The sequence below is a fragment of the Asanoa hainanensis genome (assembly GCF_900188485.1).
GTDB classification, from domain to species: Bacteria; Actinomycetota; Actinomycetes; order Mycobacteriales; family Micromonosporaceae; genus Asanoa; species Asanoa hainanensis.
Window position 1 is genome coordinate 31,686 of the sequence record NZ_FZPH01000014.1, and the last position, 24,983, is coordinate 56,668.

Annotated in this window: 28 protein-coding genes; 10 read left to right on the forward strand and 18 right to left on the reverse strand. The window is 72.1% G+C overall.

Going from position 1 to position 24,983, the window contains the following annotated elements:
• Window positions 1–93: 93 nt before the first annotated feature.
• Together CHC05_RS28810 and CHC05_RS28815 are read left to right on the forward strand one after the other, a co-directional pair.
• Complete coding sequence (locus tag CHC05_RS28810; RefSeq protein ID WP_089253957.1) at window positions 94–864, forward strand: class I SAM-dependent methyltransferase; 771 nt, start codon at window positions 94–96, stop codon at window positions 862–864.
• The gene (locus CHC05_RS28815) at window positions 861–1,670 is read left to right on the forward strand and encodes an SAM-dependent methyltransferase (RefSeq protein ID WP_089253745.1); all 810 of its coding nucleotides are present in this window, start codon (window positions 861–863) and stop codon (window positions 1,668–1,670) included. Before CHC05_RS28810 ends, CHC05_RS28815 begins: the two co-directional genes overlap by 4 nt.
• On the opposite strand, the gene CHC05_RS28820 is transcribed toward CHC05_RS28815, so the two are convergent.
• From CHC05_RS28820 to CHC05_RS28860, 9 genes are all read right to left on the reverse strand, one after another.
• Window positions 1,667–2,575, reverse strand: coding sequence for a phosphatase PAP2 family protein (locus CHC05_RS28820; RefSeq protein WP_089253746.1), 909 nt, complete (start codon window positions 2,573–2,575; stop codon window positions 1,667–1,669). The two genes, CHC05_RS28815 and CHC05_RS28820, sit on opposite strands and share 4 nt — an antisense overlap.
• Window positions 2,576–2,601: 26 nt before the next feature.
• Window positions 2,602–4,233 (reverse strand): sodium:solute symporter family protein, encoded by a 1,632-nt coding sequence (locus CHC05_RS28825; RefSeq protein WP_089253747.1) that lies wholly within the window; start codon window positions 4,231–4,233, stop codon window positions 2,602–2,604.
• On the reverse strand, window positions 4,224–4,439 hold the full coding sequence (locus CHC05_RS28830; protein ID WP_089253958.1) for a DUF3311 domain-containing protein: 216 nt from the start codon (window positions 4,437–4,439) through the stop codon (window positions 4,224–4,226). The genes CHC05_RS28825 and CHC05_RS28830 overlap by 10 nt, the downstream gene beginning before the upstream one ends.
• A 96-nt stretch (window positions 4,440–4,535) precedes the next feature.
• On the reverse strand, window positions 4,536–5,414 hold the full coding sequence (locus CHC05_RS28835; protein WP_089253748.1) for a LysR family transcriptional regulator: 879 nt from the start codon (window positions 5,412–5,414) through the stop codon (window positions 4,536–4,538).
• On the reverse strand, window positions 5,411–6,283 hold the full coding sequence (locus CHC05_RS28840; protein WP_089253749.1) for a LysR family transcriptional regulator: 873 nt from the start codon (window positions 6,281–6,283) through the stop codon (window positions 5,411–5,413). Before CHC05_RS28840 ends, CHC05_RS28835 begins: the two co-directional genes overlap by 4 nt.
• 92 nt (window positions 6,284–6,375) lie before the next feature.
• Complete coding sequence (locus CHC05_RS28845) at window positions 6,376–7,593, reverse strand: poly(ethylene terephthalate) hydrolase family protein (protein WP_144022815.1); 1,218 nt, start codon at window positions 7,591–7,593, stop codon at window positions 6,376–6,378.
• An 84-nt stretch (window positions 7,594–7,677) separates the two neighbouring features.
• Window positions 7,678–8,013, reverse strand: coding sequence for a hypothetical protein (locus CHC05_RS28850; RefSeq protein ID WP_089253751.1), 336 nt, complete (start codon window positions 8,011–8,013; stop codon window positions 7,678–7,680).
• Between the two features lie 123 nt (window positions 8,014–8,136).
• Window positions 8,137–8,514 (reverse strand): YccF domain-containing protein, encoded by a 378-nt coding sequence (locus CHC05_RS28855; protein WP_089253752.1) that lies wholly within the window; start codon window positions 8,512–8,514, stop codon window positions 8,137–8,139.
• 23 nt (window positions 8,515–8,537) lie between these two features.
• The gene (locus tag CHC05_RS28860; protein ID WP_179266425.1) at window positions 8,538–10,235 is read right to left on the reverse strand and encodes a HEAT repeat domain-containing protein; all 1,698 of its coding nucleotides are present in this window, start codon (window positions 10,233–10,235) and stop codon (window positions 8,538–8,540) included.
• A 267-nt stretch (window positions 10,236–10,502) separates the two neighbouring features.
• Here CHC05_RS28860 and CHC05_RS28865 point away from each other — a divergent pair, with 267 nt between their 5' ends.
• Together CHC05_RS28865 and CHC05_RS28870 are read left to right on the forward strand one after the other, a co-directional pair.
• The gene (locus tag CHC05_RS28865) at window positions 10,503–12,740 is read left to right on the forward strand and encodes a hypothetical protein (RefSeq protein WP_144022817.1); all 2,238 of its coding nucleotides are present in this window, start codon (window positions 10,503–10,505) and stop codon (window positions 12,738–12,740) included.
• Window positions 12,734–13,255: a hypothetical protein gene (locus CHC05_RS28870; protein ID WP_144022818.1), complete on the forward strand. Its 522-nt coding sequence runs from the start codon at window positions 12,734–12,736 to the stop codon at window positions 13,253–13,255. The genes CHC05_RS28865 and CHC05_RS28870 overlap by 7 nt, the downstream gene beginning before the upstream one ends.
• Here CHC05_RS28870 and CHC05_RS28875 read toward each other — a convergent pair.
• A complete protein-coding gene (locus CHC05_RS28875) occupies window positions 13,248–13,988 on the reverse strand; it encodes a helix-turn-helix transcriptional regulator (RefSeq protein WP_089253756.1) in 741 nt (246 codons plus the stop codon). The two genes, CHC05_RS28870 and CHC05_RS28875, sit on opposite strands and share 8 nt — an antisense overlap.
• Before the next feature lie 143 nt (window positions 13,989–14,131).
• On the opposite strand from CHC05_RS28875, the gene CHC05_RS28880 reads away from it, so the two are divergent.
• Window positions 14,132–14,995 (forward strand): endonuclease/exonuclease/phosphatase family protein, encoded by an 864-nt coding sequence (locus CHC05_RS28880; protein WP_089253757.1) that lies wholly within the window; start codon window positions 14,132–14,134, stop codon window positions 14,993–14,995.
• On the opposite strand, the gene CHC05_RS28885 is transcribed toward CHC05_RS28880, so the two are convergent.
• The 4 genes from CHC05_RS28885 to CHC05_RS28900 all read right to left on the reverse strand — a co-directional run bounded on the left by CHC05_RS28885 (window position 14,992) and on the right by CHC05_RS28900 (window position 17,558).
• The gene (locus CHC05_RS28885) at window positions 14,992–15,804 is read right to left on the reverse strand and encodes an SDR family oxidoreductase (RefSeq protein WP_089253758.1); all 813 of its coding nucleotides are present in this window, start codon (window positions 15,802–15,804) and stop codon (window positions 14,992–14,994) included. The genes CHC05_RS28880 and CHC05_RS28885 overlap by 4 nt on opposite strands.
• An 8-nt stretch (window positions 15,805–15,812) precedes the next feature.
• Window positions 15,813–16,145 (reverse strand): YnfA family protein, encoded by a 333-nt coding sequence (locus tag CHC05_RS28890; protein ID WP_089253759.1) that lies wholly within the window; start codon window positions 16,143–16,145, stop codon window positions 15,813–15,815.
• Window positions 16,142–16,903, reverse strand: a complete 762-nt coding sequence (locus CHC05_RS28895; protein ID WP_089253760.1) for a siderophore-interacting protein — start codon at window positions 16,901–16,903, stop codon at window positions 16,142–16,144. The genes CHC05_RS28890 and CHC05_RS28895 overlap by 4 nt, the downstream gene beginning before the upstream one ends.
• A 73-nt stretch (window positions 16,904–16,976) precedes the next feature.
• The gene (locus tag CHC05_RS28900) at window positions 16,977–17,558 is read right to left on the reverse strand and encodes a CGNR zinc finger domain-containing protein (protein WP_089253761.1); all 582 of its coding nucleotides are present in this window, start codon (window positions 17,556–17,558) and stop codon (window positions 16,977–16,979) included.
• Between the two features lie 80 nt (window positions 17,559–17,638).
• Between CHC05_RS28900 and CHC05_RS28905 the strand changes: the two genes are divergently transcribed.
• Window positions 17,639–18,850: an MFS transporter gene (locus CHC05_RS28905; RefSeq protein WP_089253762.1), complete on the forward strand. Its 1,212-nt coding sequence runs from the start codon at window positions 17,639–17,641 to the stop codon at window positions 18,848–18,850.
• A gap of 3 nt (window positions 18,851–18,853) precedes the next feature.
• Window positions 18,854–19,600, forward strand: coding sequence for an SDR family NAD(P)-dependent oxidoreductase (locus CHC05_RS28910; protein ID WP_089253763.1), 747 nt, complete (start codon window positions 18,854–18,856; stop codon window positions 19,598–19,600).
• Here CHC05_RS28910 and CHC05_RS28915 read toward each other — a convergent pair.
• Window positions 19,597–20,145 carry a YciI family protein gene (locus CHC05_RS28915; RefSeq protein ID WP_089253764.1) on the reverse strand — a complete coding sequence of 183 codons (549 nt, stop codon included), beginning with the start codon at window positions 20,143–20,145 and terminating at the stop codon, window positions 19,597–19,599. The genes CHC05_RS28910 and CHC05_RS28915 overlap by 4 nt on opposite strands.
• A 97-nt stretch (window positions 20,146–20,242) precedes the next feature.
• Between CHC05_RS28915 and CHC05_RS28920 the strand changes: the two genes are divergently transcribed.
• Entirely contained in the window at window positions 20,243–20,695 is a 453-nt protein-coding gene (locus tag CHC05_RS28920) for a hypothetical protein (RefSeq protein ID WP_089253765.1), read from the forward strand.
• A gap of 97 nt (window positions 20,696–20,792) precedes the next feature.
• Window positions 20,793–21,299, forward strand: a complete 507-nt coding sequence (locus CHC05_RS28925) for a hypothetical protein (protein ID WP_144022819.1) — start codon at window positions 20,793–20,795, stop codon at window positions 21,297–21,299.
• 25 nt (window positions 21,300–21,324) lie between these two features.
• On the opposite strand, the gene CHC05_RS28930 is transcribed toward CHC05_RS28925, so the two are convergent.
• Both CHC05_RS28930 and CHC05_RS28935 read right to left on the reverse strand, forming a co-directional pair.
• Window positions 21,325–21,981, reverse strand: coding sequence for an MBL fold metallo-hydrolase (locus CHC05_RS28930; protein ID WP_089253767.1), 657 nt, complete (start codon window positions 21,979–21,981; stop codon window positions 21,325–21,327).
• 11 nt (window positions 21,982–21,992) lie between these two features.
• Window positions 21,993–22,691, reverse strand: a complete 699-nt coding sequence (locus tag CHC05_RS28935) for a maleylpyruvate isomerase family mycothiol-dependent enzyme (RefSeq protein WP_089253768.1) — start codon at window positions 22,689–22,691, stop codon at window positions 21,993–21,995.
• Window positions 22,692–22,799: 108 nt separating this feature from the next.
• Between CHC05_RS28935 and rsgA the strand changes: the two genes are divergently transcribed.
• The gene (gene rsgA / locus CHC05_RS28940; RefSeq protein WP_089253769.1) at window positions 22,800–23,861 is read left to right on the forward strand and encodes a ribosome small subunit-dependent GTPase A; all 1,062 of its coding nucleotides are present in this window, start codon (window positions 22,800–22,802) and stop codon (window positions 23,859–23,861) included.
• Here rsgA and gsmA read toward each other — a convergent pair.
• The gene (gsmA, locus tag CHC05_RS28945; protein WP_089253770.1) at window positions 23,852–24,955 is read right to left on the reverse strand and encodes a sporangiospore maturation cell wall hydrolase GsmA; all 1,104 of its coding nucleotides are present in this window, start codon (window positions 24,953–24,955) and stop codon (window positions 23,852–23,854) included. The genes rsgA and gsmA overlap by 10 nt on opposite strands.
• Between the last annotated feature and the right edge of the window lie 28 nt (window positions 24,956–24,983).

Below are 24,983 nucleotides of genomic sequence, written 5' to 3' on the forward strand. Positions count from 1 at the left end.
CTTTCGAGCTTAATCCCGCGGGGTCCCGATCGCGGGCGGTTCGGCGGGAAAAGACCGCGCGGGCGGGCGGGTGCCCATGTCAGGATGCTCGCCATGTCTTCGCGCGCGCTGAGCTTCGGGTCCGTGGCGGAGGCGTACGAACGGTTCCGGCCCGGCTATCCGGACGAGCTGCTCGACCTGGTGCTGGCGTACGCGCCCCGGCCGGTCCGCACCGCGCTCGAGATCGGTGCCGGGACGGGCAAGGCGACCCGGCTGTTCGCAGGGGCCGGGATCGAGGTCACCGCGACCGACCCGGACGAGGCCATGCTCGCCGAGCTTCGCCGGCACGTGACCGTCCGCACCGTGCGGGCCACGTTCGAGGACCTGCCGCTGGGGGACACCTACGACCTGTTCTACGCCGCGGCCGCACTCCACTGGACCGATCCGGCGGGGCGGTGGGCGAAGGTGGCCGCGCTGCTGGAGCCCGGCGGCGTCGTCTGCTCGTGCGGCGGGCCGTTCCAACTGGCCGATCCCGCCGTCGCCCAGGCCGTGCACGTCGCCCGGGCGCCGTTCCTGGAGACCGACGAGATCCCGTCGCCCGACGGCATACCGCCCGAGCACGAGATGCAGTGGCCGGGCACCGAGCTGCGGGCGTCGGAGCTCTTCACCGACGTGCGCCAGTCCGTTGTGGAGCGTCGGCTCAGCGTGGGCGCGCGCGACTACGTCGGCTATCTGTCGACCGTGTCGGCCTATCTGGAGCTGCCGGTCGCGGTGCGGGAGCAGGTCTTGGCGGCGATTCTGCGGGTCCTGCCGGCCACAGTGGAGCTCTCGGCCGACATCTGGGTCCACCTCGCGCGCCGGAGTCCGCATACGATGGCGCGATGACCGACGAGGCGTTGGCGCATCTGCACGCGGACCGGCCGCATCCGGCCCGGGTCTACGACTACCTGCTGGGCGGCAAGGACAACTTCGAAGCCGACCGGGCCGCCGCCGCGCAGGGTCTGCGGGCCAACCCCAACAGCCGGATCCCACCCCGGGAGAACCGCGCCTTCCTGCGCCGGGTGGTGCGCCACCTCGCGGCCGAGGCCGGCATCCGGCAGTTCCTCGACATCGGCACCGGCATTCCGACCTCGCCCAACGTCCACGAGGTCGCCCAGTCCGTGGCCCCGGACGCCCGCGTCGTCTATGTGGACAACGACCCGATGGTGCTCGTGCACGCCCGGGCCCTGTTGACCAGCAGCGCGGAGGGGCGCACGGAATACCTGGACGCCGACCTGCGCGACGTCGACGCCCTGCTCGCCTCGCCGGCCCTGCGCGCGACCATCGACCTCGACCGGCCGGTCGGCCTGCTGCTCATCGCGATCATGCACTTCGTCGGTGACGGCGACGACCCGTACGGCGTCGTCCGGCGCCTGCTCGACGCGTTGCCGTCCGGCAGCTACCTGGCGCTGTCGCACCTGACCGGCGACTTCGACCCGGGCGCCTGGGAAGGCGTGGCCGCGGTCTACCGGCGCAGCGGTGTGACCATGCAGGTGCGGTCCAAGCCGGACATCGAGCGGTTCTTCACCGGCCTCGACCTGGTCGACCCGGGGGTCCAGGTGCTGCCGGCGTGGCGTCCCGACGCCGACGCGGGGGAGCCGCCGACCGACACGGCGGTGTCCGTCTACGGCGGGCTGGCCCGCAAGCCCTAAGTAGCGGGCTCCTCGACCACGGCCGGCGCCTGCACCACCGCCGGCACCACCCGGTGCGCCGTGGCCAGCACCGAGGCCACGACGAGGCTCGCGGTGCCGGCGATGCCCAGCGCGCCGCCGCCGTACGCGGTCAGCAGCCGGGCCCGGCTCAGGTCGTCGACCGGTGTCGAGAGCACCTGGTTCGTCAGCCCGATCGCGAGCCCCGCGCCGGCGAGGAACGCGAGCCCGGCCAGGCCGAGGGTGACCAGGGCGACCCGGTTCGCCCGCCCGTAGTCGACGTCACCGTGGCCGCGCTGCGCGACCACGATGAACAGGCCCGCCACGCACGACCAGACGCCGACGACGAGCAGTGCCGCCACCACGTCGCTGGGCCGGTGCCAGCCGGCCGACAGTGTGGCGACGCCGACGATCGCGGCGGCGGCCGCACCGAGCACGGCGCCGACGCCGCGCAGCCGGGCCGGCAGCACCAGCAGCAGCCCGACGGCCACGGCCGCCGCGATCGTCGTGTGCCCGCTCGGCAGGCTGTTGCCGGCCGCGGCCCGCTCGACGTCGACGCCGATCTCCGGTCGCACGAGGAGCCGCTTGAGCACCTGCGTCGTGACGTTCGCGCCGACGATGAGCACGATCGCGCCAGCGGCGACCGCCACGCGCCGCCGGATCAGGGCGATGAAGCCGATGGTGGCCGTGGCGGCGAGCAGCGAGACCGCGGAGACGGTGTTGAGGATCGTGTCGACCACGTCGCCGATCCGGGCCCGCCCGATCCAGTTGCCGCTCAGGGCGACGGTGTCCAGTTGCTGCCCGTGCTCGGAGAGCACGAAGAACCGGACGACCGCCACCAGGCCGGCGAGCTCGGCCGCCGCCAGCACGAGGAACCAGAGGGCAAGCCCGATCGGCCACCTACGCATGGCCAGCAACCTAGCCCACCCGGGGTTCAGGGCGAGCGGGACCCGGCCGTACGGGCGTGGGCGCCGCCCGGTCTGGCCGGCAGCCCGTCGAGGATCTCGTCGAGCCGTTTGATCATCGGGTCGTCGACGTCGGCGACGTAGTCGGCCGGGATCGTCCGGTCGCGGCCCGGCGGGACGCGCAGCAGCCGCAGCAGCAGCGTCAGCACCGTGGCGACGAGCAGGTTCACCGCGAGCGCGACGACTCCGACGTAGACGGTCGACCCCGTGTCGCCGACGGGCATGCTCGACCCGCCGAAGTGCGCCTTGACGACCTGGCCGCCGGGGCCGACCTGCTGGATGTCCCAGAGCAGCACCAGGCTGGTGACCAGGCCCGTGCCGATGCCCGCGACCAGGGCCCGCCAGTCGAACCAGCCCGTCGCGAGCCCGACGAACACCGCCGGGATCGTCTGCAGAATGATCACCCCGCCGATGAGCTGGAGGTCGACGGCGTACGACGGCTGGAGCAGCAGGATGACGCCGAGCGCGCCGAACTTGACGACGAGCGACGCCCAGCGGCTGACCCGGGCCTCCTCGGCCGGTGTCGCGGCCGGCCGCAGGTACGTCCGGTAGATCGAACGGGTGAACGCGTTCGCGGCCGAGATCGACATGACCGCCGCCGGGATCAGGGCGGCCACCCCGAGGGCCGCGTACGCGATCCCGGCCGACCAGGCCGGAAAGAGCTTCTGGAACATCTGCGGCATGACCGTGTTGAGGTCACCGTCGAGCGGCCGGATCCCCTCGGTCAGCGCGAAGAAGCCGAGCAGCGCCATCAGGCCGAGGACCAGACAGTAGATCGGTGAGGCGGCGATGTTGCGGCGCACCGTCGCGCGGTCCTTGGCCGCGAGCATCCCGGTCACGGCATGGGGGTACGCGAAGACCGACAGCACCGAGCCCAGCACCAGCGTGACGAAGCCGAGCTGGCCGGTGTCGCTGAGGATCAGCCCGTCGTTCGGCGACGGCGTGGTGGCGAACCAGCCCCCGGCCCGCCGGAAGATCTCGCCCCAGCCACTCGACATCGTCACGACCAGCAGCGCGGAGAGCACGACCCAGGCCAGCAGGATGTCCTTCGCGATGGACAGCAGCGCGGGTGCCCGCAGCCCGGACCGGAACGTGCTGAGCGAGACCATCGCGACCGCGATCAGCAGCGGCCACTCACCCTTGACCCCGACCGTGCTGAAAACCGCCTTCAGGGCCAGGAGCTGCACGGCCACGTACGGCATGGTGGCGACGATGCCAGTCAGCGCGACGAGCGCGCCCAGGCTGGTCGAGCCGAACCGCGCGCGGGCGAACTCACCGGGGGTCAGCAGCCCGTGCCGGTGGGCCACGGACCAGATCCGGGCCGTGAAGACGAAGGCCAGCGGCGTCGTGATGATCGCGAAGGGCACGGCGAAGAAGCCGACCGCGCCCACGCCGTACGTCAGCGCCGGCACGGCCACGAAGGTGTAGGCCGAGTACATGGTGCCGCCGAGCAGGAACCAGCTCACCCAGTTGCCGAACGCCCGGCCGCCGACGCCCCACTCCTCCAGGCTGTGGATGTCGTCGGGCCGGCGCCACCGGGCCGCCGCGAAGCCCAGCAGCAGCATGGCGCCCAGCAGCGTCAGGAAGACCGTTACTGCCATCCGTGCCGCCGCTCGCGGGTCGCCACGTGCACGAGGGTGATCAAGACCATCGCGAGGACCGCGCACATCAGCTGGTACCAGTAGAAGAAGGGCAGGCCCCACAGCGTGGGCTCGATCCGGTTGTACAGCGGCGTCAGCAACGGGGCCACCGTCGGCGGGACCAACAGCAGGTACCAGATCCGGGATGCGCGAGCGCGGCGCGCCATCGGCTCCTCCTCGATGTCAACCGACGGGACGCGCTCGATCACAAACGGTGCGCAGTGAGAAAGCAAAGACCAAATTCCACTGTCCCCATAGGCGCATCACATAGATCTATGCATCCTGTCGACCAGGAGGCGGGCGCCCGGTGCGAGCGCGCCCTTGCGGAACAGCAGGCCGTACGTGACGTCGATCGGCGGATCGAGGCGCCGGACCACCGCGCCGCGGGCCGCCGCCTCCCGCGCGTAGCGGTCCGACACGAAGGCCGCGCCGGCGCCGGCGAGCACGAGCGGCACGATCGCCTCGCGGTGGGCGCTGCGCACCGCGGGACGCATCACCACCTGGTGCGCGGCCAGGGTGGCGCGGATCGTCGCCCGGGCGGCGGTGAACTCCCGCAGGGTGTCGACGAGGGCCAGGCCGGAGAGCGCGGCCAGCGGCAGCGGGTCGGGCCGGCCCGCGTCGGCCGGCGGCAGGATCAGGCTGACGTCGCGCGTGCCGAGCACGTGGCCGCGCAGGTCGGGGTGGCGCACCGGCAGGTAGGTCAGGGCGACGTCGCAGTGCCCGTCGACGAGAAGCCGGACGACGTCGTCCTCGTCGCGGGCCGCGAACAGCCGGGTCGACAGGTCCGGCCGCGCGTGTCGGAGGTCGGCCAGCACCTCGGTCAGCTCGACGGCGAGCATGTCGTGCACGGCCAGGTTGAGCACACCGAGGGCCGGCACATCCGGGTCGTGTACGGCCGCCCGCGCGGCGGTGACGTCGTCGAGCACCCGCCGCGCGGGGTCGAGCAGCGCCTTGCCGTCGGTGGTGAGGCTGAGCCCGCGGTGCCGCCGGTCGAACAGCGTCACACCGAGCTCGCGTTCGAGCGCACGGATCGACTGCGACAGCGACGGTTGGGCCACGTGCAGGGCCGCCGCGGCACCGCTCACGCTGCCGTGCTCGACGACGGCCACGAAATGTTCCAGTCGACGGATGTCCACGCTCACCCGCGCACGTGGTCGACGAAGGCCTCGGCGATGGCGGTGAGCGGGGCGGGCCGGTGCACGAGCCCGTACGCCAGGTGCAGTGGCGGGTCGATGACCCGTACGACCGCTCCGCGCGCGGCGATGGCGGCCGCGGCGGCGTCGGGCAGGAACGCGGCACCCACCCCGGCGAGCACCAGCGCCGCCGACAGGTCCCGCTGGCCGTTCTCCACCACGACGCGGGGCCGGACACCCCGGGTGTGCAGGGCGGCCTTGATCAGCCTCCGCTGGCTCGCCCCGGGCGGCACGCCGATGAGGGGTCCGTCGTCCAGGATGCTGAGCGGCACCCGCCGGTCGGGCAGCCGCGTGCCGGGCGGGAAGGCCAGGACGAACGCGTGCCGGCCGAGCTCGACCGTGCGGAGCTCGACGGCCGGCCCGGACAGGTATGCCAGGCCGAGCTCGCTCGCTCCACTGCGGACTCTCGCCAGCACCGTGTCGTCGTCGCCCGCCGACCGGTCCGGCACGCGGTCGATGTGCACGAGGACGTCCGGGTGTTCCGCGACGAAGGACCCGACCAGCTCGGCGCCGGGATGGGTGGCCAGCGGCGCACCGGCGACGAGCTGGAGCACGGGACGCCTGTGCCCGCCCACCGAGGCGCCCAGCCGCGCCAGGTCGTGCATGAGCTGCCGGGCCGGTCCCACGAACCGGCGTCCCGCGCCGGAGGGCACGACACCGTGGGAGTCCCGGCGGAACAACGCGACACCGAGCTCGCGCTCCAGGGCCTTCACCGACTGCGACACCGTCGGCTGCGCGAGACCGAGTGCGGCGGCGGCGCGACCGAACCCGCCGTGCTCGACCACCGCCAGGAAGTAGCGCACCTGACGCGGATCCATGGCGACCAGTGTTACGGCAGTGTGTCGCCGCACGGAAGGGCCGACCGGGTGCCGCCCCGCCGTCGCACGGCGCGGGCGGGGCGGCGGGTCGGTCACAGTCCCTTGAACCGGACGTCGCCGAGGGCGCAGAACGTGCAGGTGGGGCTCAGGAAGTCCGTGGTGCGGCGGAAGCTCTCGCCGGCCAGCTGCCACCGCAGCCAGGCGGTGATGATGTGCTGGCCATTGCGGGTGGCGTAGATGTGGTCGGTGCCGTCGAGGACGGTGAACCAGACCGGCACGTCGGTGTTCGTGTAGTCGCGTTCCATGTTGGCGGTGGCGAAGTCCTCGTCACCGCCGATGTACAGGGTCGGCTTGCGCAGGTTGTCCGGGCCGTTGCCGTCGAAGGAGCCGCCGGCCACGTGGATGGTGGTCGTCAGGCGCGGCTCGTCGGCCACGTCGAACGTGCCGATCGACCCGCGGGAGTGGCCGCCGAACGCCACCGCGGACGTGTCGAGGTCCTGGTAGAGCGGGCTGCTCGGGCTGGCGTTCTGGTCCTCCAACCAGTCCAGCGCGGCGACCATGTAGGCGCCGCTGCTCGACGAGACCTCGCTGTAGACCACGAACCCGTGCGAGGCCCACTGCCGCAGCATGTCCGAGTAGTCGGCGGGACCGGACCCCGCGCCCGGCCCCCACACGAGGATCGGGTGGTCGACCCCGTTCTGGCCGGCGTTGGTCGGATACACCAACCATCCGTCGTCGTCGGGACCGGCGGTCTGGTCGACGGTCACGGCGTACGGCCCGGGCCGGGTGACGTCGCTGACCGGTGGCAGCGAGCCGCCCGGCGGGTCCGGGTCGTCGCCGTCCTCGGCCACGACGAGCACGTTGTCGACGGTCAGGGTCTCCAGCACGCTGCTGGCGTTGAGCGAGAAGCGCAGCCGCAGCGCGCGGCCGTCGACCGCCGGGGGCAGGTCGAACGACGCCGCGCCGCTCGCGGTCCGCGCGGACTCCAGCGTGGTGAACGCGCCGCCGTCCACGGAGTAGGCGGCGGTGAACGACTCACCGAGATCCAGACCCGAGGTCGCCTGGGTGTACGAGAGCGTCGCGTCGCCGTACCCGGTCAGGTCGATGGTCCTGGAGGTGATGGCCGCCGCCGATCCGCGCAACCGGGCCCCGTAGCTGCCGGTAGCGACGGAACCGGACGCGGTGAAGGTGCCGAGGCCGGCGGCGAAGGTCTCGCTGTAGACCGTGGTCGCCGCCGACGCCGGGGTGGCCAGTGCGGCCAGTGTCACCACGCTCAGGGCCGCCGCCCCGAGTATTCGGGTCCGAGACATGTCGAGATCCCTCCGTCATCGATGAGATTTGTAGCCATCGATTCAAGCGGGACTCTCGCCGGTGCGGATCGGCGAAATCACCGGTCAGCCGAAGACGTCGAAGCTCTCGACCGGGTCGAAGACGGTGATGGTGATCATGACGTCGATCGGGGTGGTGGACTCCGCGTGGAGCAGGAACTCGACGCCGCCGGCTTCGCCGCCGGGCTGGCCGTGCGGACCGATGTTGGTGATGTAGACGTTCGGCTCCTGCCCGGGCTCGCCGAGGACGGGACGACCGGCGGCGCCGAAGATCCCGCCGGAGAACTGCCACTGCGCGGCCGTCATGAGGACGGCGGACTCCTGCGAGATGGCGTCCCAGTTGTGGTTGTGGCGGGTCCGGCCCTGCCGGTTGCGGAGGATGAAGCGGATCGAGCGAGCCATGGCCGTCTCCCAACGCCGCGCCTGTGTTCCCGGTCCCGCAGGCTATGTCGGCGGGTGCGGCGGCTCTGTCCGATGACCGACGGGCCTCGGGCGTTCCACCTGCGCGGGGTCGCCCGATCGGGCCTAGTCCAGGTCGACGATGTCGCGACCGAGGGGCCAGAACGCGACTGGGACGAGCTTGAAGTTGGCGATGCCGAACGGAATCCCGATGATCGAGACGCACTGCGCGACCCCGGCGACGATGTGGGCGAGCGCCAGCCACCAGCCGGCGACGACGACCCACACGATGTTGGCGGCACCGGTGGCCACGCCGGCCTCGGGCTTGCTGACGACCGTGCGCCCGAAGGGCCACAAGGAGTACGCGGCGAGCCGCATAGCCGCGACGCCGAACGGAATGGTGATGACGAGCGCGAAGCAGAGAAGGGCGGCGATGCCGTACCCGATCGCGAGCAGAAACCCACTGCCGAAGACGAACCAGAGGACATTGAGGATCAACCGCATACCCCCAGCATGACCGACCCCCGCTACCCGCTGATCCGGGCGACCGCCTCCCGGCACGTGTGCACGAACAGGTCGTCATGGAAGACCGCGGTCTCGTCGTCCATCGCGCGGAACGTGCGCTCCTCGTCAGCGACGATGCGGCGCAGTTGCGGCAGCACGGCCGCCGCGGCCGGGCCGATCTCCGCGAGGCAGCGGGCCACGGCCAAGTCGCCCTGCCCCCGCTCGAGCTGGCTCGCCAGGAACGGCACGACGGGCTCGGCGTTCCCGGTCAGGTACCAGTACGCGATGGCGGCGTTGCGGGCGATGCCGTTGCGCTCAGGCACCGGAAGGCTTTCGTAACGCGACCCGTCGAACAACGGGACCAGCGACGGAGCCAGATCGGCCGCCGCCGTCTCGACGTCGGCCAGGGCGTCCAATGCCCGCGCGTTCTCGAGGTCGACCCGCGCGACCTCGATGAGCTGCTGTGTGTCGCCGGTGATGCGCCAGATGGCCCAGGCCGCGTTGAGCCGGTCGACCTCGTCGCGCGCCGTGTCGCGCAGTGCGGTGAGCTCGGCGAGGGCGGGTGCGGCCGCGGGCCCGAGCTTGCCGACCGGCCGCACCGCGAAGCGCGTCTGCCGCACGATTTCGCGCCGCAGCATCGGCAGCAGGTCGGGCGACTTCATCCGGCCCGCGGCCCCGAGCATGATGATGCGCTCGTGCTGGTCGTCGGTGCGCTCGATCGTGCCGCCGATCACCGCGGCACAGGCGATTGCCCAGGACCCCAACGCGTCGACCGCGTGTTTCAGATCGCCGAGGTCCGCCTCGCCAGGGCCGGACAGCCGTTCGGCGAGGTATGTGTCGGCGCGCGGATCGCGGATCCGAGCCAGCGCGATCAGCGCCCAGGTGGCGGCACCCCCGCCACCGAGCACGGTGGCCCACAGCTCGTCCGCCGCGGAGGAGATCGGCCCGACGCCGGCGGCCGCGAGGCTGCAGGCCGCTGCGAAGCGCACGATCTCGGAGCTGTCCGACAATGCGGCCGCCAACGCCGGGGCCAGCTTCGCGGGGGCGGGTCGCCACGCGGACATCGGCGCGATGGCGGCGTGGGCGGCGCTCGCGCGTACCCGGAAGTCCGGATGACCCAGCCACGAGGTGACCAGTCGGACCTGGACGTCCCAGTGGGGTTCGACGCAGCCGAGCAGCCAGAGGAACGGCAGCCGCCCGACGCCGGGGCGGGACTTGACCCACGGGATCGCCTCCGGCCTCGTCCCCTCGATGACGGCGACGACCGCGTCGTCGGCACGCGTCGAGACGAGCACCAGCGCGGCGGCGAGCCGCACCAGGTCGGCCGGGTCGGCGAGGAAGCCGTCCACCGGCACACCGAGGTCACCGAGCGCGATGACCGCGTCGGCACGCACCTCGTCGCTCGGGTCGGACTTCGCGGCCCGCCGCAGCCGCGCGGTCGTGCCGGCAGCGTCAGGATCGTCGGCGAACAGCAGGCCGATCGTCTGAGCCGCCGCGCGCCGCACCTCCGGGCCGGGATCCTCCTGGAGCAACCGCAGGAACACCGGCCGCCCGGCGCAGACGACGGCGTGCTGTTGGTCGCCCTCGGGTTGGAACGGCGAGTGGTAACTCCCGACAGCGATCCTGGCGAGCAGCCCCAACACGGCGACCCGGTCGACACGAGGCGAGTCCAGCGTCTCCACGAGAAACGGAATCGCCGCCGTGGTGGCATCGGTGCTCATACCTTGATGCCAGACAAGGTTCGTGAGCTCGTCAAGCTCCTCTTCGCTTCCGGCCGCCACGCCCCGAATGACGCGCGGCATGTCCGCGTACCCGCCGTAGGGCCCAAGCCCTTTCCAGTCGAAGCGGTCGAGATCCTCAAGCACGGCGGGTCACTATAGGCGACCCCGATTCGGGTACGCGCATCCGCGTATCGCTAACCCCGTGACCGCTCCGCACAGTTATCCCCACCGATCCCGCTGTGGGTTCGGTTCGAGGGGGGATTGTGCGTGAAGCGCATGCGGAAGAGGGTGCGGTCGCTGTTGGCGGTCGCGCTGGCGACGGTCGTGGGGGCGGCCGTCCTGGTTGGTCTGCCGGTCACGCCGGCGGCGGCCAGTTATGGTTCGACCGTCTCCGTCACGGCCAACGAGATGCATACGACGGAATGCCTCGACCGGGTCTGGCTCGTCATCTGTGACACTCCGGAGCTCTTCGGGGTCGCGATCATCACTCAGGACAACGGGCAGCAGTTCCGGTGTGAGATGGCGCTTCCGGCCGCCGGCGGGACCGACATCACCACGCCCAACACGATCTGTGCCACCCCGCGGACCGTCACCGGGGACTTCCGGGTCAACTTCGAGCTCTGGGAGGACGACTCCACCGAGGGTGGCAGTCGCGAGCAGGCCGACCTCAACCCCGGCACGGCCAAGGACTGGGCGACCTACAGCCTGCTCGGCGGGCGCAACAACACCTCGACGTGGCGCACCAGCGGCGGGCCGTCGTGGGCCCTGTTCACGGTCACGGTGACGGCCCGGCCGACGACCATCACGCTCAACTCGCCGCCCACCGCGGGCGTGCCCCGCGACTTCGACCCGCGGCTCGGGGAGACGCTGACGATCAGCGGCAACCTGTCGGTGCCCTCAGGGCTGCGGTTCGTCGTCACCTCGCTGAGCACCGGCGCCGCGTTCGTCCTCTACGAGGCGCCGTTCTACGGCACTGCCTTCAACATCACCTGGGACGGGCGGATGCCGGACTATTCCTTCGCACCGGTCGGGGCGTACGACGTCACGGTCGTCGACCCGATAGACGCGAGCACCGCGCGCGTCGGCCATGCCCGGGTGATCCAGCGGGCCGGGCTGACCTTGACCAACATGGCCAGCCAGCCGGTGTCGCAGTGGCAGTACCGCAGCGGGCCGATCACCGTCAGCGCGGTCGCGTCGGCCACCGGCACCTTCCGCATGGTGGTGTTCCGGGCCGGCGTGGAGGTCTTCCGCACCGGCGACCAGCGCCGGGCCGCCGGACCGATCTCGTTCCTCTGGAACGGCCGGCACGCCGACGGGACCTGGGCGCTGCCCGGCTCGTACGTGTTCACCCTGCAGGGCAACGCCGACGACGGGCGGCCGTTCCCGCCGGTCTCGCTCACGACGAGCGCGGTCGACCCCCCTCCGGGCCTGGAGGTGTACGCGCTGGCCGAGCCGGGCGTCCCCGCGGTCAACCCGCAGGCCGTGCCCGGCACCTCCATCCGCGCGAAGGTGGTCGCGGGCGACCACAACCCCCGGCCGGCGGCGCGGATCACCGTCGAGATGAGCCCGGCGGGCTGGATCACCCGGCCGCTGCCCCTGGCACCGCGGGTGGTCAAGACCTGCGTGCAGACCGCCGAGTGCCAGGCGGTCATCCCGTCCGACATCCTCGCCGGCGACGCCGTGGCCTACCGGATCACGGCGAGCGAGGCCGAGGGTGTGCCGGACCCGGCGACCGCGACGGCCGACTGGCGCATCACCGACCTGAACTCGCCCGAGCCGTCGCAGGGCCCCGAGGTCACCCTGGTGCCGTTGTGGCGGGCCAGCGTGCCCGCCGCGGTCAACAAGAACGGCCAACTCGCCAACAGACCCTTGAACCAGACCCTCGACGTGGCGTACGCGCCGGGAAGCGGCTACAACACCTCGACGCTCGTGGGCGCGCGGCAGCTCGGCGCCGCCGTCGAGGACAACGCGTGGCAGTTGCTCGGCGTACGCGGGCGGATCTTCCCTAGCTCGGTCGCCACGCACTGGTCGCAGGTGGGCATCTGGGTGCAGAACATCCCGGTGGAGGTGAAGGTCACCTCGGACACCGACGCGCTGTGCGAGCGCGGGCAGTTCAGCCCGGTGAGCTTCGCGGAGGCGAACGGGATCCTGCACACGGTCAACTGCCGCGACAACGCCACCGGCAACATCTTCACGGCCGACTCGCCGACCGTGGGATGGCACGAGTTCCATCACGACGCCTACCACGAGGGCGACGAGTACTGCTGCGACGGCGGCTACTCGTTCGGAGCGGGGATCAACACCTACAGCTCGCAGGCCGCCTGCCAACGCGACGGTTCGAACGCGAGCACCTGCAACGAGATCGCCGACAGTACGGGCCGGACCGGCTGGTGGCGCAGCGACGGGCCGACGTCCGACGTGATGATCAGCAACACCGTGGAACGCGCCGACGACCTGCGGGCGGCCGAGGCGGCCTTCGCGAAGTGTGGGAGGGCACAATGCTGAGCCGACGTACCCGATTGGTCGCCGTCGTGGTGTTGGCCGCAGCGGCACTGGGGATGGGTGCCATCGCGGCCCAGGGCGCGCCGATGCGGGCCGCTCCGGTCCAACCGGCACCGTCGGTCGACTTCACCGACCCGCTTCAGGGCGCGCACGTGCGACTCGGGCTGCGCGTCTCGGCGTCGGCGGTGACGCCGACTCTCATGGAGATCGACCGGGGCTTCACCTCGTCGCTGCGTGGCTCGACCGGGCCGTTCTCGGTGCGGCTGCGGGACAGCGCCGGTGCCGTGCTGGACACCCTGACGATGGACGACCCGCTCGCCGTGCGCACGTACGACTCGAAGCAGAACGCGCACGGGCTGCGGCGGCTCGAGGAGGCGGAGGTCGTGGTCGACCTGCCGTTCGTCGACACCACCGCGACCGTCGACGTGGTCCTCGGGCGCAAGGTGATCGGGACGATCGACGTGGGCTCGTTGCTCCAGGCATGCCAGGGCAAGCCGTTGCCCTGCGCGGTCATGTAGGACGCCGGCCGGGCACCTCCAGGATGCCGAGCTCGACCGCCCTCATCACGGTGGCGACCGGCCCGGAGGTGCCCAGCTTGCGGTGCACGTTCTCCAGGTGTTTGCGCACCGTGCCGGCCGCGAGCCCCAACCGGCGCGCGGTGGCCGGCACGGTCAGCCCGTCGGCGATGCCGCGGACGACCTCGACCTCCCGCGCGGTCAAGGGCGCGCTGTCGGAAGCCGGCCTCGGCCGATGGAGGGCGATCAGCGCGGGCTGGATGCGTTCCAGCAGGTCCATCTCCCGGGCGTCGAAGGCGCGGTCGCGGTTGAACTGGTACCAGCTCAGCAACGGCGGCGACCCGACCACGAGCGCGACCGTGTGCGCCCCGATGCCCTGCGGGGCATGGATCTCGCGGTAGACCGCGTGCTGCCGCCACTGGCGTTCGGGAAGCACGTCGGTGACCTGCAAGGGCGGCCCAGGGTACGGGCGTGACCCGCGCACGGTGGCCGCGAACAGCGGATGGGCGGTGAGCCGGTCGTGCATCTGCCGAAGCAGCGCCCGCTCGACGGGCCGGTCGGCGGCGAGGTCGGGCAGGCGCAGGGTGGCCAGGTCGAGCTCGGCGTAGGTGGCGAGGTCGGTGCCGAGCCGGCCGCCGATCGCGGCGATGGCGGCGTCGGCGAGCGGCCGGCCGCGCAACGCACTGACTTCCGCGGCGGTGGCGCGTACCCACGACTGGTCGCTGTGTTGGGTCACGGCCGGACCATAAGAACCGCGCGCCGCCCGCCCGGTCACCGATTGGACAGCGGTCGGCTTTGCGTCACAAGATCGATGGTGTGGACATCAACTGGCAGTGAGCCGTTCGCCGACGCGTCGAGTTTGATCGATAGCTTGGCGCGATGCGACAGAAGAGACAATGGTTCGCTCTGGCCGGCGTGCTCGCGCTGGTGGTCGGCCTCCTGCCCGCCACGCCGGCGGCCGCGGCGGGCGTGACGTTCAAGGCCGCCACCCTGAACATCTACAACGGACTTGACCAGGCCGACTTCCTCCACGACCTGAACCTGATCGCGGGGAAGGCCGACCTCGTGGGCCTCAACGAGGTCGGCAACCGCAAGGCGCTGCTGCAGAGTTGGGCCACCGACAACGGCTGGTGGTTGTACGCGCCGGGCGGCACCAACCAGGCGGGCGAGGCGCTGATCGCCCGGAAGAGCGCGTTCGACGTGGTCGACCAGGGCTCGATCTTCGTGTGCGACACGAACGGGCCGGGCGAGGTGCCGCCGGCCCGCTACAACAACTGGGTCAAGTACCGGCACAAGGCCAGCGGCCGCAACGTCGTCCACATCAACGCGCACGCCGTGGCGAGCATCGAGAATGCCGGGCGTCCGGAGGACCTGCCCCGCACGAAGTGTGCGGAGGCGCAGTTCCAGGGTCTCAAAGACCTGGCGGTCGACAAGCAGCGCGAGGGCCAGGTGATCGTCAGCGGCGACCTCAACGTCGACTTCAGTGCCGACCGGGCGTACGGGTACGCGAAGTTCCCATGGCAGGTCTTCGAGGCCAACGAGCTGCCCAACCTGCGCTCCAACTACAACCTGTACGGCGAGCAGGGCACCGGCACGCACGGCAACCGGCACATCGACTACGTCTACTTCTGGAAGCGCCTGCCGGCGTACCAGCTGATGTGGATGACCGGCTACGACATCGTCGGCGGCACGAAGTCCGACCACAACGGTGTCGTGGCGACCTTCTCCGTCGAGCAGGCCTAGAGATCGGCCGTGGCCGCGGACGCCTGTTGGGCCTCGATGGCCGACAGGCGTTCGCGGAGCGTCGTGGTCATCAGGTGCCACGCGTCGGAGCCCAGCACCAACCGGCGGGGTGGGTCGGGGGAGTCGGCGGTCGCGATGATGGCTGCCACCGTCTTCTCCAGGCTGTCGGTCAACTGCTCCTCGGGTACGGGTGGCCGGTCGGCGGGACCACCCCGGTACGGCTCGCTGACCGGCACCCGGGTCGCCGCGTCGAAGAAGCCCGTGCGGACCATGCCCGGCTCGATCAGGGTGGTCTCGATGCCGAACGGGGCCACCTCCGTGGCCAGCGCCTCGTAGAAGCCCTCGATGCCCCACTTCGAGACGTGGTACAGCGCGAAGGCCGGGAACGCGATCTGGCCGCCCATGCTGGACAGCTGCATCAGCCGGCCGCCGCCCTGCGCCCGCAGGCCCGGGACGACCGCGCGGGCGAGCTGGATCGACGCCGTCAGGTTCGTGGCGATCATCTGGTCGATCTGCTCGTCCGTCAGGTCCTCGGCGACGCCGAACACGCCGTACCCGGCGTTCGAGACGACCACGTCGATCCGCTCGTGCTCCGCGAACGCGGCCGCCACCACGGCGCGCAGCCGTGCCGTGTCGGTGACGTCCAGCGCCGCGCGCCACAGGCGGTCGCCGTGTTTTCGCGCGAGGTCGTCGAGGTGCGAGGGCCGGCGCAGCGTTGCCGCCACCCGGTCGCCGCGGTCCAGCGCCTGCTCCACGAGCTCGCGGCCCATCCCGCGGGAGGCGCCGGTGATCAGCCAGGTCTTCGCCATGCGGGTTGCTATACCCGCGGCGCGTACATGATTACCGCGACGCCGGCCAGGCACAGGATCGCGCCGGCGATGTCGTAGCGGTCCGGCCGGAACTTGTCGACGATCACGCCCCAGGCGAGGGAGCCGGCCACGAAGACACCGCCGTACGCGGCCAGGACCCGGCCGAAGTGCGCGTCGGGCTGGAAGGTGGCGACGAAGCCGTATAGGCCGAGCGCGGCGACGCCGGCACCGACCCACAGCAGCCCGCGGTGCTCGCGTACGCCCTGCCACACCAGCCAGGCGCCACCGATCTCGGCGAGGGCGGCAGCGACGTACAGGGCGATGGACTTGCCGATCGTCACTCGATGCGACCGATCGGCTCCCGCTTCTCGGCCTGGAACACGTCCTCGGTGCGACCGCGCGCCCAGTAACCGGAGATGGAGATGGCCTCGCGGGGGACCGCGCGGGTGCGCAGGACCGCGCGGATCGCCTTGACGGACTCCCGCTCGCCGTGGACGAAGACCTGGACCCCGCTCGCGTCCGGCCACGGCCCGCCGTCGACCGCGCGCGCCAGGAAGGCCACGTCGTCGAAGTCGGGGTTGACCAGCCAGTTCAGGGCCACCCCGGCCGGGCATTTGAGGTGGAGGATGTCGGCCTCGGCGGCGACCTCGAGATAGGCGGCGCCCTTCGCGTCGGCGGGCAACGCCTCCAGAGCCGCCGAGATGGCGGGCAGGGCGGAGAGGTCGCCGGCGAACACGTGCCAGGCGGTCGCCGGGTCCGGCGCGTACGCCCCGCCCGGGCCGGACAGCACGAGCTCGTCGCCCGGCACCGCCCGCATGGCCCACACCGCGGCGATGCCCGTGTCACCGTGCGTCACGAAGTCGATGGCCAGCCGCTTGGTGGCCCGATCATGCCAGCGGACGGTGTACGTGCGGGTCACCGGTCGCTCGTCGGCGTCGGTGAACCGCAGCTTCACGTACGCGTCGGTGTGCCCGTTGCCGCCGAAGTCGGCCAGGGACTCGCCGGAGAGGACCACCCGCACCAGGTGCGGGCCGACCTGCTCGGTCGACTCCACCGCGAGCACGTGCTGCGGGCGGCCTTGCCGCGTAGGCGCTGTCATGCCGTACCTTCCGTCGGATCGCTAGGGCCCGTCGCAGGCCGCGTTGAACGGCAGGACAGGCCCTAAGGCCACCCTAACCCCTTGTTGCTCGGGTGCGGCGCACCGCTACGTAGCGCCGCATCTTCTCGGTGGTGCCGCAGTCCTCCATGCTGCACCAGCGGCGGCTGCGGTTCTTGCTCTCGTCGACGAACAGGAATCGACAGCCGCCGCAGCCCTTGATCCGCTCGCGCGGCCCGGCGGTGAGCAGGTCGACCGCCGCGTGCACCACCGGCCACAGTGGCCGGAGAGCGCTGTGGTCGTCGTGCCAGCTCCACGCGAAGCCGGCGTCGAGGCGCGCGTGGGCGATCGCCTCGGCCTCGTCGTCGCGGAGCCGGTCCAGTGCGGCGGCGCTCGGGGTGCCGCCGTCGGCCAGCGACCGGAACAGCTCGTCGAGGTAGTCGCGGGTGCGCAGCGCCCGTTCGAGGGCGGCCGCCTCGCCGGCCGGTTCGTCCACGGCGGCCTCCACCACGCCCGCGTACGCGGCCCACGCGACCAGGTCGCGGTAGCTCGTGAGCACGTCGTCGTCCGGCGGGCCGGTGGGTGGCCCACTGCGCGTGTTGACGAAGTCCAGGGCGACGTTGCCGCCCACCAGACGCATCCGCTCGACTGTTTCCATCAAAACGAACTTTACCAGTAGCGCCGCGTCGAACGTGCCCGTTAGTCTGTTTCCACCATAACGTCGTTTGGGGGTAACTCATGAGGAACCGGCGCGCGGTAGGAGCCCTGATCGGCCTGGCGGGCGGCACGTTCCTCTACACCACCGCCGAGGCGCTGCCGATCGGCCTGTTGCTGCCGATGGCCGCCGACCTCGGGGTCCCGCCGACCCGGGTGGGTGCGCTCGTCACCGCGTACGGGGCGGTGGTCGTCGCCCTCTCGATCCCGCTGACCGCGCTGGCCAGGCGGATTCCCCGGCGGCGCCTGCTGTCGGCTCTCCTGGCCGGCTTCGTGGTCAGCACCGTGACCACGGTGTTCGCGAGCGGCTTCGCCCTGGTCCTGGTGGCCCGGCTCGCGACGGCCGCGACCCATGCGCTGTTCTGGGCCGTCGTGGTGCCGGCCGCGGCCGAGCTGTTCCGGCCCGGCGTGCGCGGGCGGGTGGTCGCGGTCGTGTTCGCCGGCGGCAACGTCGCCCTGGTGCTGGGCGTGCCCGCCGGCACGTGGCTCGGCGAGCGGGCCGGCTGGCAGGCGTCGTTCCTGGCGGTGGCCGGGCTCGGGGCGATCGTGCTGGTCACCGTGGCCGCGCTGTTGCCGTCGACCCGGCCCGACGAGGGCCACGCGGCCCGGGGCGCGACCCCCGACGCACGGCGGTTCTGGCTGCTCGTCGGTGTCGCCGTCCTGACGACCGCCGGCGCCATCGCCGCGTACACCTATGTCGCCCTGTTCGTCACCGAGGTCAGCGGGCTGGCCGCCGCGTCGCTCGGAGCCGTCCTCCTGGTCCGCGGCGTCGCCAGCGTGCTCGGGATCCTGGCCTTCGGCGGGTTCGTCGACCGCCGGCCGTGGCCCGCCCTGGTTCTCACCGTCGGGCTGCAGGCGGTGGCCCTGGTCGGCCTCTACGCGCTGGGCGGGTGGCCGGCCGCCGCCGTCACCCTGCTCGCGCTGTCCGGGCTCGCGTTCGCGGCGTTCACGGCGGCGCTCGGCGGCCTGGTGCTGCGGGTGGCGCCCGGCCGCTCAGACCTGGCCGCGGCCACCCTCTCCGCCGCGGTCAACGTCGGCATCACCGCCGGCGCCTGGCTCGGTGGCCTCGTGCTGCCGAGCCACGGCCCGCGCGGAGCGGTGCTGGTCGGCGCCCTGCTCGGCCTCGTCGCGCTGGCCCTGGCCCTCGCCGAACGACTCCTGCCCTACGCGGATTCGCGTACGCCCGATGTCGCTCCCGAACCGACGACGGTGCCGCGGGGCGCGCGCACGCTGTGAGGCATGGACCTTTCGAATCAGGTGGCCCTGGTGACGGGCAGCTCGCGCGGGATCGGTGCCGCGATCGCGGAGACCTTCGCCGCAGCGGGAGCCGACGTGGTGCTGCACGGCCGTTCGGCGAGCGCGCTGGCCGAAGTGCGGGAGCGGATCGGTGGTGACGCCCTGGTCGTGACCGGCGACGTCACCGTCGCCGCGGACCTCGACCGGATGCACGACCAGATCATGGAGCGGCACGGCCGGGTCGACGTCCTGGTCGCCAACGCGGGCAACACCACGAGCCGGCCGGCGCCGATCGAGGACATCACCGAGGAGAGCTGGCGCGCCGACCTCGACCAGAACCTGACCGGCACCTTCCTCACCGTGCGCCGGTACCTGCCGGGCATGAAGCAGCGCCGCGCGGGCACCATCATCACGCTGTCGTCGGCCGCGGGGCGCAAACCCAGCGAGCGCACCATCGTGGCGTACGCCGTGGCCAAGGCGGGTGTGCAGCTCTTCACCCAGGACCTGGCCGCGCAGGTCGGTCCGTTCGGCATCCGGGCCAACTGCATCGCACCCGAGACGATCCTGACCGAGACGAACCGGGGCTGGATCCCGGAGGAGACGCAGCGCGCGCTGGCGGAAGCCCACCCGCTGCGCCGCCTCGGCACCCCGGCCGACGTCGCCGAGACCGCGCTGTTCCTGGCCTCGGAGCAGTCGAGCTGGATCACCGGCGTGATCGTGGACGTGGCCGGCGGGGCGGTCCTCGTCTAGCGGCGCCCGCCGAAGGTCCAGTTGTGGACTTCGACGGCGGCGTACCGGTCCCCTGTGAGGACGGTGCGTGCGTCCTCCTCGTCCGCGGCCCGGACCAGGGCGGCGGTGCCCAACCAGGCGGTGCCGTCGTCGGAGAGCAGCGGCCCGTACGCGATCAGGTCGTCGGGTCGGGGCGGCACCGACAGGTCCACGGCCTCTCCCGCGCCGAAGCCGAACACCAGGAAGCAGGCCTCCTCCGTGCGGCCGCCCGGGAAGTCCCACATCGTGCGCCCCAGGGCGTTGTGCCACCGGCGCAGCAGCACGTCGCGGTAGACGCCGGCCTGGTAGTTCGGCTCGTCGAAGGCGAACGCCCGGGCGGCCGCGGGGTCGGGCAGGTCGACGATGTGCACGCTGCCGGTGGCCGTCTCGCCGTCGTCGGTCAGGGTCGGTCCGCGGGCGATCAGCTCGGCCGCGTAACCGTCCATGTAGGACCAATGCGCCTCGGTCAGCTCGGCGCGCAACGGCATCGATCCCGGCCGGTCACGGTGGTAACAGAGGAACTCCATGCCACCGATCCTGACATCCCGCAAGGCCCATGATCACCGGCCGGGCAGGAGGATAATTGCGGCGTAGGGGACAACCCTGACGAGCGGAGGTGGAGCCATGTCGGTCGACACGGAACACCAGGCGCATCTCGCGACCCACGAGCACATCCACGGCATCGACTGCGGCCACGAGGCGTTCGAACACGTGGGCCACATCGACTACCTGCACGACGGCCACCGGCACCACTCCCACGACGGCCACTACGACGAGTGCCTGGCCCAGGACCACACGAGCACCGAGGGCCACCAGCACCAGCACGGCAAGAGCTGCGGCCACATCGGCCTGCAGCACGACGGGCACGTCGACTACCTGCACGACGGCCACGCGCACACGAAGCACGGCGACCACTACGACGAATGCTCCGTCAAGGACCACGTCGAAGCGGAAGCACACACCCACGTGCACGGCGACGGCTGCGGACACCCGTCGGTGGCACACGGCGACCACGTCGACTACCTGCACGAGGACCACCGCCACGCGGCCCACGAGGGTCACTACGACGAGCACTGACGGTCACGGAGTGGCGACCTAACGCGCGGCCGCCTCCTCGATATAACCGGCTTTGAGCTCCCACACGGGGGGATCTCGACGTCATCGAGGAGCGAACGTGAAAGCTGCGACCCGAAACCGGGTGCTGACCGTCAGCGGACTGGTCGCCACGGTGCTGTTGGCCTTCGGCAGTTTCGCCCAGGCCGAGCCCGAGGCGGCCTCCGTCATCAACGCCTGCGTCAACCGGAAGACCGGTGACGTGCGCATCCCGAACCCGCCTCGGGAGGCGCGGGAGGCCGGCCGCGGCTGCGATCGGGGGGAGCAGCGGGTGAGCTGGAACGTCCAGGGCCCGCCCGGTGAGCTCGGGACCCCCGGCGTCATCGCGGACACGGCACCGATCCCGGCGAACACGTCCGACGAGTCGATCCTCGCGTTCTGCCCGGACGGGACCCTGCTCAGCGGAGGCGGGTTCGAGGTCGACCAGGGCAACCTGTCCGTCGTCGCCAGCGCGCCCGTGGTGGGACCGCAGGGTGGCCTCGTCGCCTGGCGGGCGAGCTTCACCAACCCGACCGACACGGTCGGTCAGGGCACCGTCTGGGCGGTCTGTTTCCGGCCGGCCAGCTGAGGGGTGGGGGCGCGCCCCCACCCGGCTACCAGCCGCGGGCGCGCCACTCCGGCACCGACGGGCGCTCGGCGCCCAGCGTGGAGTCCTTGCCGTGGCCCGGGTAGAACCACGTCTCGTCCGGCAGCGCGCCGAACAGCTTGGTCTCGACGTCGCCGATCAGCGACGCGAACGCCTCCGGGTCGTCGTGGGTGTTGCCGACGCCGCCCGGGAAGAGGCTGTCGCCGGTGAACAGGTGCGGCGTGCCCTTCGGATCGCGGTAGAGCAGCGCGATCGAGCCCGGCGTGTGGCCGACCAGGTGGATGACCTCGATCTCGCAGTCGCCCACCGGGATCCGGTCGCCGTCGACCACCGGCGAGGTGCTGATGGGCAGGCCCTCGGCGTCGTCGGGGTGGGCCAGCGGGCGGGCGCCGGTCGCCGCGACGACCTCCTCCAGCGCGACCCAGTGGTCCATGTGCTGGTGCGTGGTGACCACCGTGGACAGTGGGCGATCGCCGACCAGCTCCAGCAACCGCGGCGCCTCGTTGGCGGCGTCGATCAGCAGCAGGTCTCCAGTGGACAGACATTCCAGCAGGTACGCGTTGTTGTCCATCGGGCCGACCGAGACCTTGGTGATGCGCAGGCCGGGCAGCTCCCGGACGTCCGGCGCGCCGCCGGTCTCGACGTTTCCGGTGTACGACGACATGGGCGGAATCCTTACATCCAGTCGGGCGGGTTGGGCAGTGGACCGTCGGGTGTCACGGTGAGGTCGACTCCGGCGGAGCGGCCGGTGAGCCACGCGACCAGCTCGCACGCCGAGCCGGACACGACCGGGCCGCCGGTGCCCACCTCGAGCGGGTGGCCGATGTCGGCGGGCCGCAGCACCAGCGGCGTGGTGCCGTCGAAGCCACCCACCACGTCGCGCAGCAGCCGGTGGGCGAAGGCGTCCGGCCAGTCGTCGGGGCCGTAGCCGGCCGCCAGGTCCACGTGGTGCAGCTCCACCTCGCGCAGCCGGCGCCAGGTGCTGTAGAGGGTGGGCTGCGGCCGGCCGGGCACGTCCAGGATGGTCGACCACTGCTCCGGGGTGAGGGCCTCGGCCGCCTCCGCGTACGCCCGGGTCGACTCGCGCAGGTCGGCGAGGTGCACCGCGGCCGGCCGGTCGGCGTCGCGGGCGATCTCGCGGTCGCGCTGGCCGGGTTGGTACTGCAGGGTGACCACGCCGGTGCGGGCCCAGACCAGCAGGTTGCGCAGGCCGTCGGCGTTGCGCGCGACGTGCGCCAGCACGTGTCCGCGGGTCCACCCGGGCAGGGCGGACGGCTCCGCGACGGCCGCGTCGTCGAACCCGGCGGCCGTCGTGATCAGGCGCTCGGTGGCCCGGTCGACCTCGGCCATCAATGCCAGCGGATCCGTGCTCACAGCGGCCCCTTTCGCCTCGCCTGACAAACCCTATCCGGGCCGGCGCCAAATTCGGTTTCGGCCCCACCGGGTCGGCCTTACCGTCGATGCCAACGACGAAAGGCACCCATGACCTTTGATCTCGCGTCCCTCGGTTGGGACGCCGCGTACTCCGCCGGCCTGCCGGCGTTCGACGCCGACGTGGTGCCGGGCCGGGTGGCCCGGGTCGACCGCGGCGTCTGCACCGTGCTGTGCGCCGACGGCCCGGTGCGGGCCAGCCTGGCCGGCGCGGTGCTGGCCGCGGCGTCCCGCGACCCCGCCCGGCTGCCCTGCGCGGGCGACTGGGTGCTGGTGCGCGCCTGGCCCGACGACCGGGTCACCATCGAGGCGGTGCTGCCCCGCCGCACGGCGATCGTCCGGCGCACGGCCGACAAGGACTCGTCCGGCCAGGTGCTGGCGGCCAACCTCGACGTCGCCGCCGTGGTCGAGCCGCTGGAGCCGGCGCCCGACGTGGGCCGCGTCGAGCGGCTGCTGGCGCTCGCCTGGGACTCCGGCGCCCGCCCGCTGGTCCTGCTCACGAAGTGCGACACCGTGCCCAATCCGGCCGCTGTGGCAGAAGACCTCGCCCGGTCAGCGCCCGGCGTCGAGGTGCTCTGCGTCAGCTCCCAGCGCGGCACGGGTCTCGACCAGGTGCGCCCGCTGGTCGCGGCCGGCCGCACGCTCGGCCTGCTCGGTCCGTCCGGCGCCGGCAAGTCCACGCTGGTCAACGCCCTCGCCGGGGCGGCCGTGATGGGCACCCGGGCCGTCCGCGAGAGCGACGGCAAGGGCCGACACATGACTACCTACCGCGCCCTGATCCCGATCCCCGGTGGCGGCGCCGTGCTGGACACGCCCGGCATGCGCCAGGTCGGCCTGCTCGACGGCGCCGAAGGTCTGGGCCAGGCGTTCGCCGACGTGGCCGAGCTCATCGCGGCCTGCCGCTTCGCCGACTGCACCCACCAGGCCGAGCCCAACTGCGCGGTCCGCGCGGCGCTGGAGTCCGGCGAGCTGAGCCCCCGCCGATGGGAGAGCTGGCAGCGCCTGGCCCGGGAGATCGCCTACGAGACCCGCAGGCGCGAGTCCCGCAAGGCGGCCGTGGAGCGGGCCCGGCTCAAACAACACCGGGTCCGCGACACGAGCCGTCACACCTGAGGCTTCTTGGCCACCGGGTCGTACTTGTAGAGGTTGTACGCCTTCATGATCTCGATCAGGTCGCTCGCGTACGAGGGAGAGGTCGCGTAGCCGGCCTTGTGGATCTCCTTCGCGAACTGGTTCGGGTTGTTGCTGTACTTGAACGCCGGCTTGTAGCGGCTGTTCACGGTCAGGAAGTAGCCGTGGTCGGCGAAGGACGCGGTCGCGTTGCGGTACGCCCGGAAGGTCGCCGAGGTGTCGTAGCAGCTGTTGCCCTCGCACTCCTGCGTCGCGTACGTCCGGCAGCCCAACGCGATCGTCCCGGGGTTGCCGAAGCACTTGATGCCGAAGTAGCTGTGGTCGCGCCGCGTCAGGTAGGAGCGGCCCCAGCCGGACTCGAGGATCGACTGCGCGATGGTCACCGAGGCCGGCACCTTGTACTTCTGGAAGCCCAGCTTGGCCGGCTCGGCGACCCGGGCGAGGAACTGCGCCGCACCCGACGCCGGCACGGTCGGCGGTGCCTGGCCGCACCAGGGCAGGTTCGGCATGCCCTTGCTGTACGAGACGAGTGCGTCCGACACGTACCGGCCGTCGGTCAGCCGGTCCCAGGCGTAGGTGGTCCGGACGTGCCCGACCACCTTCTGGCCCCACACCTGGCAGTTGATCGCCAGCCCGGTGCCGTTGGTCAGGGTGCCGATGCGGGCGCTGCTCGTGGTGGCGCCTTCGCGGACGTTGATCGAGCCGCCGCCGCTGCTGACCGTGGCGACGCTGGCACCCTTCGGGGTGCACCAGGGCAGCCAGGGACGCGATGGCGACCAGCGCAGGTAGCCGTCCGAGACGTAGTTTCCGTTGGACAGCCGGTCCCAGTACGGCGTCGCCCGCTCCGTGCCCTTGATCTGTTCGCCGAACTCCTGGCAGACCGCGGTCACCTTCGTGCCGTCGGCGACCGAGCCGGCCCGGGCGTCCGCCGTGGACGGTCCGGTGCGGAGGTTGAGCGGGCCACCGGCGACCACGGTGGCGGTCGGCGCGGCGGCGGCTATGCCCGGCAGCAGGGCGACCGCGGCGGCGCTGGCCAGCACGCCGGCGGTCAGCGCACGCATCAGAGCAGACTTCATCGTCGGTCCCCCTTCCGACCTGACCGGT